Source organism: Cellulomonas xiejunii (assembly GCF_024508315.1).
In the GTDB taxonomy this organism is placed as follows: domain Bacteria; phylum Actinomycetota; class Actinomycetes; order Actinomycetales; family Cellulomonadaceae; genus Cellulomonas; species Cellulomonas xiejunii.
Map to the genome: position 1 here is coordinate 1,317,380 of NZ_CP101987.1, position 12,278 is coordinate 1,329,657.

The following is a 12,278-nucleotide window of genomic DNA, read 5'->3' on the forward strand; positions in this document are numbered from 1 at the left end:
GCGCACGTCGAGGTCCGCCCCGGGTGGCGCACGCGGTGCAGTGCGCACCGGTTCTCAGCATGTGACCTCATCCGTCCCGGACCTTGGTCCAGTGGCCGGGCGCGCGCCTACAGTGCTCTGTGACCACGCGGACCCACGACGTCTACACGCACGGCCACCACGAGAGCGTGCTGCGCTCGCACAGGTGGCGCACGGCGGAGAACTCTGCCGGCTACCTGCTGCCGGTTCTGGTGCCAGGCCAGCGACTGCTCGACGTGGGGTGCGGTCCGGGCACCGTCACGGTGGACCTCGCGTCCCGCGTCGCCCCGGGCGAGGTCGTGGGTGTCGACCGGTCCGCCGCCGTGCTGGCCGTCGCCACCGAGCACGCGGCCGAGAAGGGCGCGGCGAACGTGCGCTTCGAGGTCGGCGACGCGTACGCGCTGGAGTTCGAGGACGACACCTTCGACGTCGTGCACGCGCACCAGGTGCTGCAGCACCTCACGGACCCCGTGGCGGCGCTGCGCGAGATGCGCCGCGTGACGCGTCCCGGCGGTGTCGTCGCCGTGCGCGACGCGGACTACGCGGGCATGACGTGGTACCCCGCGCACCCCGGCCTCGACGAGTGGCAGGCGCTGTACCACGAGGTCACGCAGGCCAACGGCGCGGAGGCGGACGCCGGCCGGCGCCTGCTCTCGTGGGTGCGGCAGGCCGGTTTCGACCCGGCGGGCGTCGCGCCCGGGGCGGGTGTGTGGTGCTACGCGACCCCCGAGGACCGGACGTGGTGGGCGAGCCTGTGGGCCGACCGGTGCGTCGCGTCGAACTTCGCCGTGCAGGCGATGGGCCACCACCTCGCCGACGAGGTCGCGCTCGAGCTGCTGGCCGACGCGTGGCGCGAGTGGGGGACCTCGCCGGACGGCTGGTTCATGGTCCCGCACGGCGAGGTGCTCGCCCGCGCCTGAGGCGTCCGGGTCGGACTTAGGCTGGGCCCGTGCGCATCGCCAGGTTCACCAACGGTTCCGACCCCCGCTACGCGCTCGTCGAGGGCGAGCCCGGCCACGAGGAGCTCGTCGTCATCACGGGCGACCCCATCTACACGCCGGTGCAGCCCACGGGCGAGCGCGTCCGCCTCGACGACGACGGCGTGCGCCTGCTCGCGCCCGTCATCCCGCGGTCCAAGATCATCGGGGTCGGGCGCAACTACGCCGCCCACGCGGCCGAGCACGGCAACGACGTCCCCACGTCGCCGCTGCTGTTCCTCAAGCCCAACACCTCCGTGATCGGCCCCGACGACCCGATCGTGCTGCCGGACTGGACCGAGCACGTCGAGCACGAGGCCGAGCTGGCCGTCGTCATCGGCAAGGTCACCAAGGACGTGCCGCCGGAGCGTGCGCTCCACCACGTGTTCGGGTACACCGTCGCCAACGACGTCACGGCACGCGACATCCAGCGCTCCGACGAGCAGTGGACGCGCGCCAAGGGTTTCGACACCTCCTGCCCGCTGGGCCCGTGGATCGTGCCCGGTCTGGACGTCGACGACCTCGCGGTGACCGCCCGCGTCAACGGCGAGAGCCGGCAGGACGGCCGCACGTCGCAGATGGTGTTCGACGTGGCGTACCTGGTCTCGTACGTCTCGGAGGTCTTCACGCTGCTCCCGGGCGACGTCATCCTCACCGGCACGCCGGCGGGCGTCGGCCGCCTGGAGCACCGCGACGTCGTCGAGGTCGAGGTCGAGGAGATCGGCGTGCTGCGGAACCCGGTGCTGCGCCGGACCCCGTAGCCCTGGCCGCCCGGGGGCGCCCCGTCCAGCGTGGCTGACCAAGCGCTGTACTCGTACTGGCTGGTCGACGTCCACGCCGTCCCCGCCCGCTGAGAGGGCCGCGGAGCGTCCGGTCAGAGCGGTGCCGTCTCGGCGTCGCGCGGCGTGCCGGGTCCACCGTCTCCACCCAGGTCTCGCACCTCGTCGCGCAGCCGCCCCATGCGCGCGTCGAGCTCGGCTGCGGTGTGCGCCGCGTCCAGCAGCTCGGTCTGGAGGTGGCCCGGCACGTCACCGCGGTACTTGTAGAACAGCTTGTGCTCGACGCTCGCCCAGAAGTCCATCGCGATGGTGCGGATCTGCACCTCGACGAACACGTGCTCGGTCCGGTCGGACAGGAACACCGGGATGCGCACGATGAGGTGCAGCGAGCGGTACCCGTTGGCCTTGGGGGCGGCGATGTAGTCCTTGCGCTGCACGACCTCGACGTCCGGCTGCCGCGACAGCATGTCCGCGACCCAGTAGGCGTCCGACTCGAAGCTGCACGTGATGCGGATGCCCGCGATGTCCCGGATGCGCTCGCGGATCGTCGGCAGGTCGGTGGCGCAGCCGTAGCGCACGGCCTTGTCGAGGATGGAGTCCATCGACTTCAGGCGCGACGTGACGTGCTCGATCGGGTTGTGGTCGTGCGTCTGGCGGAACTCCGCGCGCAGGATGCGGATCTTCGTCAGCATCTCGTCGATGCCGAACTCGTAGCTCATCCGGAAGCGCGCCATCTCACGCTGCGCGTCACGCAGCTGCACGGCGACGCTGCCGGCGTCCATGTCGGCCGTGACCAGCTCGGCGGCCCGCCGTCGTACGACGTCCGTCACGCCCAGCGCGGTGCCGACCGGCGCGCCACCGTCCGGCGGGACCGCCGCTGCGGGCCGAGAGGTCGGGTCGGTCAGCGGTCCTGCGGTGGTGCCGTGCATGCCCCTCCCAACGAACCGCGGCACGCCGGGGTTCCGGCCGCTCGGTAGGCTGCAGGGGATCCCGCTCCTGCCATCACCGAGGTGTTCCGTGTCCGCCAGCAGTCCCGTGCGCGTCCGTTTCTGCCCGTCCCCGACGGGCACGCCCCACGTCGGCCTCATCCGCACCGCGCTGTTCAACTGGGCCTACGCGCGCCACGTCGGCGGCACCTTCGTCTTCCGCATCGAGGACACGGACCCCGCGCGCGACTCGCAGGAGTCGTACCTGCAGCTGCTCGACGCGCTGCGCTGGCTCGGCCTGGACTGGGACGAGGGCGTCGAGGTCGGCGGCCCCCACGAGCCGTACCGGCAGTCGCAGCGCATGGACCTGTACCGCGACGTCGTCGCGCGTCTCGTCGAGGGCGGCTACGCCTACGAGTCCTTCTCGACCGCCGAGGAGGTCGAGGCCCGGCACCGCGCCGCGGGCCGCGACCCGAAGCTCGGCTACGACGGCTACGACCGCGACCTGAGCGACGAGCAGAAGGCGGCCTACCGGGCCGAGGGACGCGAGGCCGTCATCCGCATGCGGATGCCCGACGAGGACGTGACGTTCACCGACCTCGTGCGCGGCGAGATCACGTTCAAGGCCGGCTCCGTGCCGGACTACGTCATCGTGCGCGGCAACGGACACCCGCTGTACACGCTGGTCAACCCGGTGGACGACGCGCTCATGGGCATCACGCACATCCTGCGTGGTGAGGACCTCCTGTCGTCCACGCCCCGCCAGGTCGTGCTCTACCGCGCGCTCCTGGACCTGGGCGTCGGGACCGTCGTGCCGCAGTTCGGCCACATGCCGTACGTCATGGGCGAGGGCAACAAGAAGCTCTCCAAGCGCGACCCCGAGTCCAACCTGTTCCTGCACCGCGACCGCGGGTTCACCCCCGAGGGCCTGCTCAACTACCTCGCGCTGCTCGGCTGGTCCATCGCGCCCGACCGCGACGTGTTCACGCTCGAGGAGATGATCGGCGCGTTCGACATCGCGGACGTCAACCCGAACCCGGCGCGCTTCGACCTGAAGAAGGCCGAGGCCATCAACGGCGCCCACGTGCGCATGCTGGCGCCCGAGGACTTCCGGAACCGCCTGGTGCCGTACCTGCACGCCGCGGGCCTCGTCCCGGCGGACTCCTACGCGGACCTGTCCGCCGAGCACCGGGCGCTCCTGGACGCCGGCGCCCCGCTGGTCCAGGAGCGCATGACGCTGCTCGCCGAGGCCGTGGGCATGCTCGGCTTCCTGTTCGTCGCCGACGACGCGCTCGAGGTCGCCGAGGACGCCCGGGGTGCGCTGCGCGCGGAGTCGGCCGACGTGCTCGACCGTGCCGCGCAGGTGCTGGCCGAGATCCCGGCGGACGCCTTCACGACCGACGCCGTGCAGACCGCGCTCGCCGCCGCGCTCGTGGCGCCGGCCGAGGAGGGCGGCCTGGGCATCAAGCCGCGGTTCGCGTACACGCCGCTGCGCGTCGCGCTGACGGGCCGTCGGGTGTCGCCGCCGCTGTTCGAGTCGATGGAGATCCTCGGCAAGGACGCGACGCTCGCGCGCGTCGCCGCGCTCCGCGCCGGCCTGTGAGGGCCGTCGACGGCGTCCTGCTCGACATCGACGACACGGTCGTCGACACGCGCGCGGCGTTCCGTGTCGCGCTCGCAAGCGTGCTCGAGCGGTATGCGCCGGGTGCGGACGTCGACGCCGCGCTGGCGCTGTGGCGCGCCGACCCCGGCGGCCACTACCGCGCATACACGCGCGGCGAGCTGACGTTCCACGAGCAGCGCATGACGCGCGCCAACGATCTGCACGCCGCGATCGGCGGCGAGGTCCTGGACGAGGCGGGCTACCGCGGGTGGTCCGAGGTCTTCGACGAGGCGTTCGCGTCCGGCTGGACCGCGCACCCCGACGCGGCACCGGTGCTGGAGCGGCTGCTGGAGGCGGGTGTGCGCGTCGGCGCGCTGAGCAACGCACGCACCGACCTGCAGACCACCAAGCTCGTGCGTGCCGGGCTCGGTGACCGTCTCGAGGTGCTCGTCGGCGTCGACACCTTGGGCTTCGGCAAGCCCGATCCGCGCGTGTTCCTCGAGGCGTGCCGGCGGCTGGGCACCGCGCCCGGACGCACCGCGTACGTCGGCGACGAGCTCGACGTCGACGCGGTCGCAGCGCGTGGGGCCGGGCTGCTCGGTGTGTGGCTCGACCGCCCGGGCCCACGCCGTGTCGTCGTGACCGACGCCGACATCGCCGCAGCGGACGTCACCGTGATCCACTCCCTGGACGAGCTGCCCGGGGTGCTGGACCTGCCCTGAGCGCTGGACCTGCCCTGAGCGCCCTGACCGTCAGCGGCGACGTGCCGTGTACACGCGCGTGACGTAGGGGACCGGGACCCGATCGAGACCGGCGAGGTCCGGGTGCGTCGTGACGAGCGTCCGCACCCGTTCCAGCAGCGCCTCGCGCTCGTCGGGCGGCAGGACCAGCGCGTACGAGCGGGTGCCGGCCAGGCGCACGAGGTCCTCGGGGGCCAGGACGTGCTCCCACCGCACGTCGGTGCGCAGGACGTCGGTGAACGCGTTGCCGAGCGTGGGGTACGTCCCGCGTGCGAGCTGCGGTCCAGCGGCCTCGTGCAGCAGCGCGTCGTAGGCGCTGACCCACGGCACGTCCTCGTCACGGTCGTTCCAGACGATCCCGAGGGTGCCACCCGGCCGCAGGACGCGCGCGATCTCCGCCGCGGCCGCCGGCTCGTCGAACCAGTGCCACGCCTGGGCGACGGTGACCGCGTCGACGGACGCGTCGGGCAGCGGGATCCGCTCCGCGGTGCCCGCATGCACCTCCACCTGCGGGAGACGTGCCGTGAGCTGCTCGCGCATGCCGTCGGCGGGCTCGACGGCGACCACGTGCAGCCCGCGTGCCACGAGCGGCTCGGTGAGCTTGCCCGTGCCGGCGGCCAGGTCCAGCACGTCGTGGGCGTCCGACGGGACCAGCAGGTCGACCGCGGCGGGCGGGTAGCCCGGGCGGACGGCGGCGTACTCGTCGGCGTTGTGCGTGAAGGATGCCGCGTGTGCTTGGTGGGGGCGCACCGGGCGGTCCCGGTCCGACGCGCTCATCGGCGGTCGAGGGTGGCCAGCACCTCGTCGTGCAGCAGGCCGTTGGTGACCACCGCGCTGCCGCCGTGCGGCCCGTCGACGCCCTTCAGCGACGTGAACCGTCCGCCGGCCTCGGTGACGACGGGGACCAGCGCGGCCATGTCGTACAGCTCGAGCTCCGGCTCGGCGGCGATGTCGACGGCGCCCTCGGCGACGAGCACGTAGGACCAGAAGTCGCCGTAGGCGCGGGTTCGCCACACCTTGCGGCTGAGGTCGAGGAAGGGGTCGAGGCGCCCGTGCTCCTCCCACTCGCCGAGGTCGGAGTACGACAGCGACGCGTCCTCGAGGCGCTCCACTCCTGACACGCGCAGCCGCGTCGCGGCGGCGAGCGACTTGCCGGTGAACGCGCCCGTGCCCTTCGCCGCCCACCAGCGCCGGCCCAGCGCCGGGGCGCTGACGACGCCGAGCACGACCTCGTCGCCGTCCATGAGCGCCAGCAGCGTCGCCCACACCGGGACCCCGCGGACGAAGTTCTTCGTGCCGTCGATGGGGTCGACCACCCACCGGCGCGGGCCGTGCCCTGTGTCCGAGCGCTCCTCGCCGTGCACCGCGTCACGCGGGCGGGCGCGACCCAGCTGCGAGCGCACCAGGTCCTCGGCGGCGCGGTCCGCGTCGGTGACGGGCGTCAGGTCCGGCTTGGTCTCGACCTGCAGGTCCTGCGCCTTGAAGCGCGACATCGTCAGCGAGTCGACCGTGTCGGCGACGACGTGCGCCAGCCGGAGGTCGTCGTCGTACGCCATGAGGCTCCTCTACTACGGGTGCGGTACCCGTCCGCCGTCGTCGGCGGGCGGTCCGCGGCGTCAACCTACCGAAACGCGGGGCAGATCACCGGCCGCGCGCGCCGTCCCCGTCGCTCTCGTCCTCGACGCCCAGTCGGCTGACCAGCAGCCGACGGAACGAGTCGAGCCGCGCGGCGCGTGCCGCGCGGACGACGTCGTCCGGCGCGTCGGCCACCCACTCGTCGAGCGTGCAGTCGGGGGAGTCGGCCAGGTGCGTGCACCCGCGCGGGCACTCGCGCGCCACCGCGTCGAGGTCGGGGAACGCCCCCAGCAGGTGGCTCGGGTCGACGTGGGCGAGCCCGAACGAGCGCACGCCCGGGGTGTCGATGACCCACGTCGGGGCGTCCGTGCCGTGGACCTCGAGCGCGATCGCCGAGGACGACGTGTGGCGCCCGCGGCCCGTCACGTCGTTGACCACGCCCACGGCGCGCCGCGCGTCCGGCACGAGGGCGTTGACCAGCGTGGACTTGCCGACGCCCGAGTGCCCGACCAGCACGGACACGTCGCCCGTCAGCACGTCGCGCAGCTCGTCGAGCCCGACGATCGTGCGCTCACCCGTCACGGGGTCGACGCCGCGGCTCGTCACGACGACGTCGACGCCGATCGGTGCGTACATCGCGATCAGCTCGGCCGGGTCCGCCAGGTCGCCCTTGGTCAGGGCGAGCAGGACCTCCATGCCCGCGTCGTACGCCGCGGCCACGCACCGGTCGATCATCCGCGTGCGCGGCTCGGGGTCGGCCAACGCGGTGACGACGACGAGCCGGTCGGCGTTGGCGACGATGATGCGCTCGACGGGGTCGGTGTCGTCGGCCGTCCGGCGCAGCACGGTGCGGCGCTCACCGATCCGCACGATGCGCGCGAGCGAGCCCTCGGCACCTGAGGTGTCGCCCACGACGTCGACGCGGTCGCCCGGCACCACGCGGTCGCGGCCCAGCTCGCGGGCCTTCATGGCGAGGATCCGGGTCTCGTCGGGGCCCCCCGGGTCGAGCAGGACGGTGTACCGGCCGCGGTCGACGGCGACGACCATCGCCGTGCGCGCGTCGGCGTGCTCGGGCCGTCGCTTGGTGCGGGGGCGCGAACCGCGACCGGGACGGATCCGCACGTCCCGCTCGTCGTAGCGCCGCTCGGCCATCAGGCGGTCGGTCCCGCGGTCAGCCCGTCACGCACGACGTGGCCGTCGGACGCCGCGAGCATGCCGGTCCACAGGTCCACGAAGCCCGGCAGGGTCTTGGCGGTGGTGGCGACGTCCTCGACCTCGACGCCGGGGACCCGCAGCCCCACGAGGGCTCCGGCCGTGGCCATCCGGTGGTCGGCGTACGTGCGCCACACACCGCCGTGCAGCGGTCGCGGCGTGATGACCAGGCCGTCGGACGTCTGCTCCGCCTGCCCGCCGAGGCGGGTGATCTCCGCGGCGAGGGCCGCCAACCGGTCCGTCTCGTGCCCGCGCAGGTGCGCGATGCCACGCAGGCGGGTGGGGGAGTCGGCGAGCGCGGCGAGCGCCGCGATCGTCGGGGCGAGCTCGCCCGCGGCCTTCAGGTCCAGGTCGACCCCGCGCACCTCGCCGGTGCCGGTGACGGTCAGCACCTCCCCGTCGAGCGCGACCGACGCACCCATGCGCGTGAGGATGCCCGGCAGCAGCCCGCCGGGCTGCGTGGTGCGTGACGGCCAGCCGGGGACGCGCACGGACCCGCCGGCAACCATCGCGGCGCACAGGAACGGCGCGGCGTTCGACAGGTCCGGCTCCACCTGCACGTCGCGCCCGGCGACGGGGCCCGGCTCGACGCGCCAGATCTCGGGGCGCGAGTCGTCGACGACGACGCCCGCGGCCCGCAGCACGGCGACGGTCATCTCGATGTGCGGCAGGCTCGGCAGGGTGCGACCGGTGTGACGCACCGTGAGTCCACGCTCGAAGCGCGCTCCCGCGAGCAGCAGCCCGGAGACGAACTGGCTGGACCCCGACGCGTCGATGTCGACCTGCCCGCCCCCCACCGACCCCCGGCCGTGGACCGTGAAGGGCAGGTGCCCGGGCTCACCCTCCTCGTCGACCCGCACGCCCAGCGTCCGCAGTGCCCGCAGCAGCGGGCCCATGGGCCGGACGAGCGCCTCGACGTCCCCCTTGAAGTGGACCGGCCCGTCCGCGAGCGCCGCGATGGCCGGCAGGAACCGCATGACGGTGCCGGCCAGGCCGCAGTCGATCGTCACGTGCCCACGCAGCCGGGCGGGAGTCACGCGGACGGCGTCACCGCTCAGGTCGACGTCCACGCCGAGGGTCTCGAGGGCCGCCGCCATGAGCTGGGTGTCGCGCGAGACGAGCAGCGAGCGCAGCGTGCTCGGGCCGTCGGCGAGCGCGGCGAGGGCGAGGTAGCGGTTGCTCAGCGACTTCGAGCCGGGCACGGCGACCGTGGCGTCCAGGGGAGCGCTGACGACTGGTGCGGACCACAGGTCGGCGTACGTGCTCGTCATACGGTCAGGCTAGCGGCGTCCGCGCGTGGCGGACGTCAGCCGTCCACGTGCTTGGCGGCCTCGGTGGCGCGTGCGGCGCGCAGCGCGGCGCGGTCCGTGCGGGCGTGCTGCACGCGCCACGTCACCCCGGGCCGGCCCTCGAGGTCGACGCCCACGAGGATCGCGCCGCCGGCAAAGGACACCGCGCGCACGAGGCGCTCCTTGCGGGCCTTCTTCTCCGCGGCCGTCAGGACCCCGCGCCCGCCGATCGGCAGGTTCACGAGCACCAGCGGCACGGTCAGACCCGCGAGTGCGAGGGAAGCCGTGCGGGGGGCGCGGCCGACGGCCAGCATGGTGCCGGCGACCAGCATGGCGGCGCCGTGCGCCTGCGCCACGGTGGCGAGCTGCCGGTCGCTCAGACGGCCGTCGAGGGCCTTGGCCAGCGGTGCCGGCGCCGACGACCGTGCCGCGGCGGGCACGCGGGAGCGCACGGAGTCCAGCCCGTCGCGCACGACCTGCGCGTGGGCGCCGGGATGCCGCAGCGCGTCAAGCCCCTGGCTGACGAACCACGACGCGAACATGGGGCGGGCGATGCGGCGCAGCAGCACGGGTTCCTCCTGAAGGGATCGACCGCGGTTCGGCGGTGCACCCACGCTAGTGTCGTCCGACCCCTGGCGCGCACCCACGGGAATGCGCACGTGGTGGCGCGGTGTTGGGCCGGTCATGAGTTGTGCCCTCCAGAACCGCCCTGCGCCCGGCCTCCTGCCGGCCGTCTCGCCGTGGGGTGTGCCCGCCGCCCCGTCGGGTCGCACCGGTCCGGGAGCACTAGGCTCGTGGACGATGACTGAGCTACCCGAGGGCGTCGCCGACGACGAGGGCACGACGCGTGCCCCAGCCGGCGAGGACGACGCTGCCCGCTCCGACCGGTTCGAGGCGGAGGCGCTGGTCTACCTCGACCAGCTGTACGGCGCTGCGCTGCGGATGACACGCAACCCGGCCGATGCGGAGGACCTGGTCCAGGAGGCCTTCACCAAGGCGTTCGCGGCATTCCACCAGTACCGCCCGGGCACCAACCTCAAGGCGTGGCTCTACCGGATCCTCACCAACACGTACATCAACACGTACCGCAAGAAGCAGCGTGAGCCGCAGCAGTCCCGGTCGGAGGAGATCGAGGACTGGCAGCTCGCACGTGCGGAGTCCCACACGTCGCGGGGGCTGCGCTCCGCCGAGGCGGAGGCGCTCGACCACCTTCCGGACTCCGACGTGAAGGACGCCCTGCAGCAGATCCCCGAGGACTTCCGCATCGCGGTGTACCTCGCGGACGTCGAGGGCTTCGCGTACAAGGAGATCGCCGAGATCATGGGCACGCCGATCGGGACGGTGATGTCCCGCCTGCACCGCGGTCGCGCCCAGCTGCGCGAGCTGCTGTCCGACTACGCGCGTGACCGAGGGCTTGCCGGCGCCGCCCCGACCGCCAAGGACGGTGCGCGATGAGCGCGCCCGAGGACGCCGCGAGCGAGGCGTCCGCCGCGCGTCGCCCGGTGGACGAGGCACCGTGCGGGTGCGACGAGGCGGTCGAGCGTCTCTGGGAGTACGTCGACTCCGAGCTCGGTGAGCTCGACCAGCAGCGTGTCGAGGCGCACCTCGAGGCGTGCGCGCCGTGCCTCGAGGAGGAGCACATCGAGGTGGTCCTCAAGCAGCTCGTCCGGCGCTGCTGCAAGGAGGAGGCGCCTGCCGCGCTGCGTCTGCGGATCCACGAGCAGCTCACGGTGCTGCGTCTGCGCGCCGGGACGCCGCCGGAGGCCTGAGACGCGGCTTCGACGAGACCTGGTGGGACGGCGACGGGCCCGGAGCGATGCTCCGGGCCCGTCGGCACGTCACGGCGTCGAACGCTCAGGCGTTGGGACGCTTGCCGTGGTTGGCGGCGTTCCCCTTGCGGGAGCGGCGCTTGCGGCCACGCTTGCTCATCGTGGTTCTCCTCGGTTCGCGGCGCGCGCAGTAGCCGCACGCGCCGGGGATATCGCTCCATCGTCCCACACCACGCGGGCCGCGCGCGCACTGCGGCGTGGCTCAAGTGCGGGCGTCCGGATCCCGATACCCCACACGTGAGTCAGCAGCCCCAGTCCGTGATCCCGTTCCTGCACGCCCTGGCCAGCACCGGCGGCTCCGACCTGCACTGCAAGGTCGGGTCGGCCCCACGGGTGCGCGTCGACGGGCGCCTGCGCAAGCTGCAGGCCCCGGAGCTGCGCCCCTTGGACACCGAGCGGATGCTCGAGGAGGTCCTCCCCGACGACCTCGTGGAGAAGTTCGGGGAGACCAAGGAGGCTGACTTCGCGTACTCGCTGTCCGGTGTCGGGCGGTTCCGCGTCAACGCGTACCAGGCGCGGGGGACGTACGGCATGGTCTTCCGCCGCGTCGCGGTGGGTGCGCAGTCGCTGGGGGAGCTGGGTCTGCCCGAGGTCGTCGGCGAGCTCGCGCTCGAGCCGCGTGGGCTGGTCCTGGTCACCGGGCCGACGGGCTCCGGCAAGACGACGACGCTCGCCTCGATGGTCGATCTCATCAACTCGTACCGTGAGGTCAACATCGTCACGATCGAGGACCCGATCGAGATCCTCCACTCGGACAAGAAGGCGATGGTGTCCCAGCGCGAGGTGCGGCAGGACACCGCGGACTTCACGGTCGCGCTGCGCGCGGCCATGCGGCAGGACCCGGACGTCATCCTGGTCGGCGAGATGCGTGACGTCGAGACGGTCCGTGCCGCGCTGTCCGCCGCGGAGACCGGTCACCTCGTGCTCTCGACGCTCCACACGATCGACGCCGCCGAGACCATCAACCGCATCGTCGACTTCTTCCCGCCCCACGAGCAGAAGCAGGTGCGCATCGCGCTCGCGCAGTCGCTGCGCGGGATCGTCTCGCAGCGGCTGGTGCGCAAGGCCGACGGCAACGGACGGCAGCCTGCGATCGAGGTGATGATCAACACCGGTCGGACGGCGGAGGCGATCATCGAGCCGCAGGACAACCCGCCGCTGCTGGACCTGATCAAGGACGGCGACTTCTACAAGATGCAGACGTTCGACCAGCACCTCTACATCCTGGTGCGCGACGGGATCGTGACGTACGAGGAGGCGCTGGCGGTCGCGTCGAACCCGCACGACCTGACGGTCGAGCTGCGTGGCGCCGGCGTCGTGTCCTGACGCA

General features: G+C 73.1%; 14 protein-coding genes. 7 read left to right on the top strand and 7 right to left on the bottom strand.

The annotated features are described in order from the left end of the window. Positions 1-119: 119 nt before the first annotated feature. On the top strand, positions 120-938 hold the full coding sequence (locus NP048_RS06055; protein WP_227577313.1) for a methyltransferase domain-containing protein: 819 nt from the start codon (positions 120-122) through the stop codon (positions 936-938). Between the two features lie 29 nt (positions 939-967). Then, the gene (locus NP048_RS06060; protein WP_227577314.1) at positions 968-1,756 is read left to right on the top strand and encodes a fumarylacetoacetate hydrolase family protein; all 789 of its coding nucleotides are present in this window, start codon (positions 968-970) and stop codon (positions 1,754-1,756) included. Between the two features lie 113 nt (positions 1,757-1,869). Here the strand turns inward: NP048_RS06060 and NP048_RS06065 are convergent, their stop codons facing one another. After that, positions 1,870-2,703 (bottom strand): GTP pyrophosphokinase, encoded by an 834-nt coding sequence (locus NP048_RS06065; RefSeq protein WP_227577315.1) that lies wholly within the window; start codon positions 2,701-2,703, stop codon positions 1,870-1,872. 88 nt (positions 2,704-2,791) lie between these two features. Here NP048_RS06065 and gltX point away from each other — a divergent pair, with 88 nt between their 5' ends. Together gltX and NP048_RS06075 are read left to right on the top strand one after the other, a co-directional pair. Further along, the gene (gene gltX, locus NP048_RS06070) at positions 2,792-4,303 is read left to right on the top strand and encodes a glutamate--tRNA ligase (RefSeq protein ID WP_227577316.1); all 1,512 of its coding nucleotides are present in this window, start codon (positions 2,792-2,794) and stop codon (positions 4,301-4,303) included. Beyond that, complete coding sequence (locus tag NP048_RS06075; protein ID WP_227577317.1) at positions 4,300-5,025, top strand: HAD family hydrolase; 726 nt, start codon at positions 4,300-4,302, stop codon at positions 5,023-5,025. The genes gltX and NP048_RS06075 overlap by 4 nt, the downstream gene beginning before the upstream one ends. A 30-nt stretch (positions 5,026-5,055) precedes the next feature. On the opposite strand, the gene NP048_RS06080 is transcribed toward NP048_RS06075, so the two are convergent. The 5 genes from NP048_RS06080 to NP048_RS06100 all read right to left on the bottom strand — a co-directional run bounded on the left by NP048_RS06080 (position 5,056) and on the right by NP048_RS06100 (position 9,688). Next, entirely contained in the window at positions 5,056-5,820 is a 765-nt protein-coding gene (locus NP048_RS06080) for a class I SAM-dependent methyltransferase (protein WP_227577318.1), read from the bottom strand. Beyond that, positions 5,817-6,599 carry a histidinol-phosphatase gene (gene hisN, locus NP048_RS06085; RefSeq protein ID WP_227577319.1) on the bottom strand — a complete coding sequence of 261 codons (783 nt, stop codon included), beginning with the start codon at positions 6,597-6,599 and terminating at the stop codon, positions 5,817-5,819. Before hisN ends, NP048_RS06080 begins: the two co-directional genes overlap by 4 nt. Before the next feature lie 85 nt (positions 6,600-6,684). Continuing rightward, on the bottom strand, positions 6,685-7,770 hold the full coding sequence (rsgA, locus tag NP048_RS06090; RefSeq protein WP_227577320.1) for a ribosome small subunit-dependent GTPase A: 1,086 nt from the start codon (positions 7,768-7,770) through the stop codon (positions 6,685-6,687). Continuing rightward, entirely contained in the window at positions 7,770-9,101 is a 1,332-nt protein-coding gene (gene aroA, locus NP048_RS06095; RefSeq protein WP_227577321.1) for a 3-phosphoshikimate 1-carboxyvinyltransferase, read from the bottom strand. The genes rsgA and aroA overlap by 1 nt, the downstream gene beginning before the upstream one ends. Positions 9,102-9,136: 35 nt before the next feature. Then, positions 9,137-9,688 (bottom strand): DoxX family membrane protein, encoded by a 552-nt coding sequence (locus NP048_RS06100; RefSeq protein ID WP_227577322.1) that lies wholly within the window; start codon positions 9,686-9,688, stop codon positions 9,137-9,139. A gap of 115 nt (positions 9,689-9,803) precedes the next feature. Between NP048_RS06100 and NP048_RS06105 the strand changes: the two genes are divergently transcribed. Then, entirely contained in the window at positions 9,804-10,574 is a 771-nt protein-coding gene (locus NP048_RS06105) for a sigma-70 family RNA polymerase sigma factor (RefSeq protein ID WP_284439727.1), read from the top strand. Beyond that, positions 10,571-10,888 (top strand): mycothiol system anti-sigma-R factor, encoded by a 318-nt coding sequence (rsrA, locus tag NP048_RS06110; protein ID WP_227577324.1) that lies wholly within the window; start codon positions 10,571-10,573, stop codon positions 10,886-10,888. Before NP048_RS06105 ends, rsrA begins: the two co-directional genes overlap by 4 nt. Before the next feature lie 85 nt (positions 10,889-10,973). On the opposite strand, the gene NP048_RS19395 is transcribed toward rsrA, so the two are convergent. Next, positions 10,974-11,048 carry a 50S ribosomal protein bL37 gene (locus NP048_RS19395; RefSeq protein ID WP_099052597.1) on the bottom strand — a complete coding sequence of 25 codons (75 nt, stop codon included), beginning with the start codon at positions 11,046-11,048 and terminating at the stop codon, positions 10,974-10,976. Positions 11,049-11,185: 137 nt separating this feature from the next. Between NP048_RS19395 and NP048_RS06115 the strand changes: the two genes are divergently transcribed. Then, positions 11,186-12,274 carry a type IV pilus twitching motility protein PilT gene (locus tag NP048_RS06115; RefSeq protein ID WP_227577325.1) on the top strand — a complete coding sequence of 363 codons (1,089 nt, stop codon included), beginning with the start codon at positions 11,186-11,188 and terminating at the stop codon, positions 12,272-12,274. The last annotated feature ends 4 nt before the right edge of the window (positions 12,275-12,278 follow it).

Coding starts and splice junctions, on each gene's coding strand:
- NP048_RS06065 (WP_227577315.1), bottom strand. CDS start 2,703: ATGCACGGCACCACCGCAGGACCGCTGACCGACCCGACCTCTCGGCCC.
- NP048_RS06080 (WP_227577318.1), bottom strand. CDS start 5,820: ATGAGCGCGTCGGACCGGGACCGCCCGGTGCGCCCCCACCAAGCACAC.
- hisN (WP_227577319.1), bottom strand. CDS start 6,599: ATGGCGTACGACGACGACCTCCGGCTGGCGCACGTCGTCGCCGACACG.
- rsgA (WP_227577320.1), bottom strand. CDS start 7,770: ATGGCCGAGCGGCGCTACGACGAGCGGGACGTGCGGATCCGTCCCGGT.
- aroA (WP_227577321.1), bottom strand. CDS start 9,101: ATGACGAGCACGTACGCCGACCTGTGGTCCGCACCAGTCGTCAGCGCT.
- NP048_RS06105 (WP_284439727.1), top strand. CDS start 9,804: ATGAGTTGTGCCCTCCAGAACCGCCCTGCGCCCGGCCTCCTGCCGGCC.
- rsrA (WP_227577324.1), top strand. CDS start 10,571: ATGAGCGCGCCCGAGGACGCCGCGAGCGAGGCGTCCGCCGCGCGTCGC.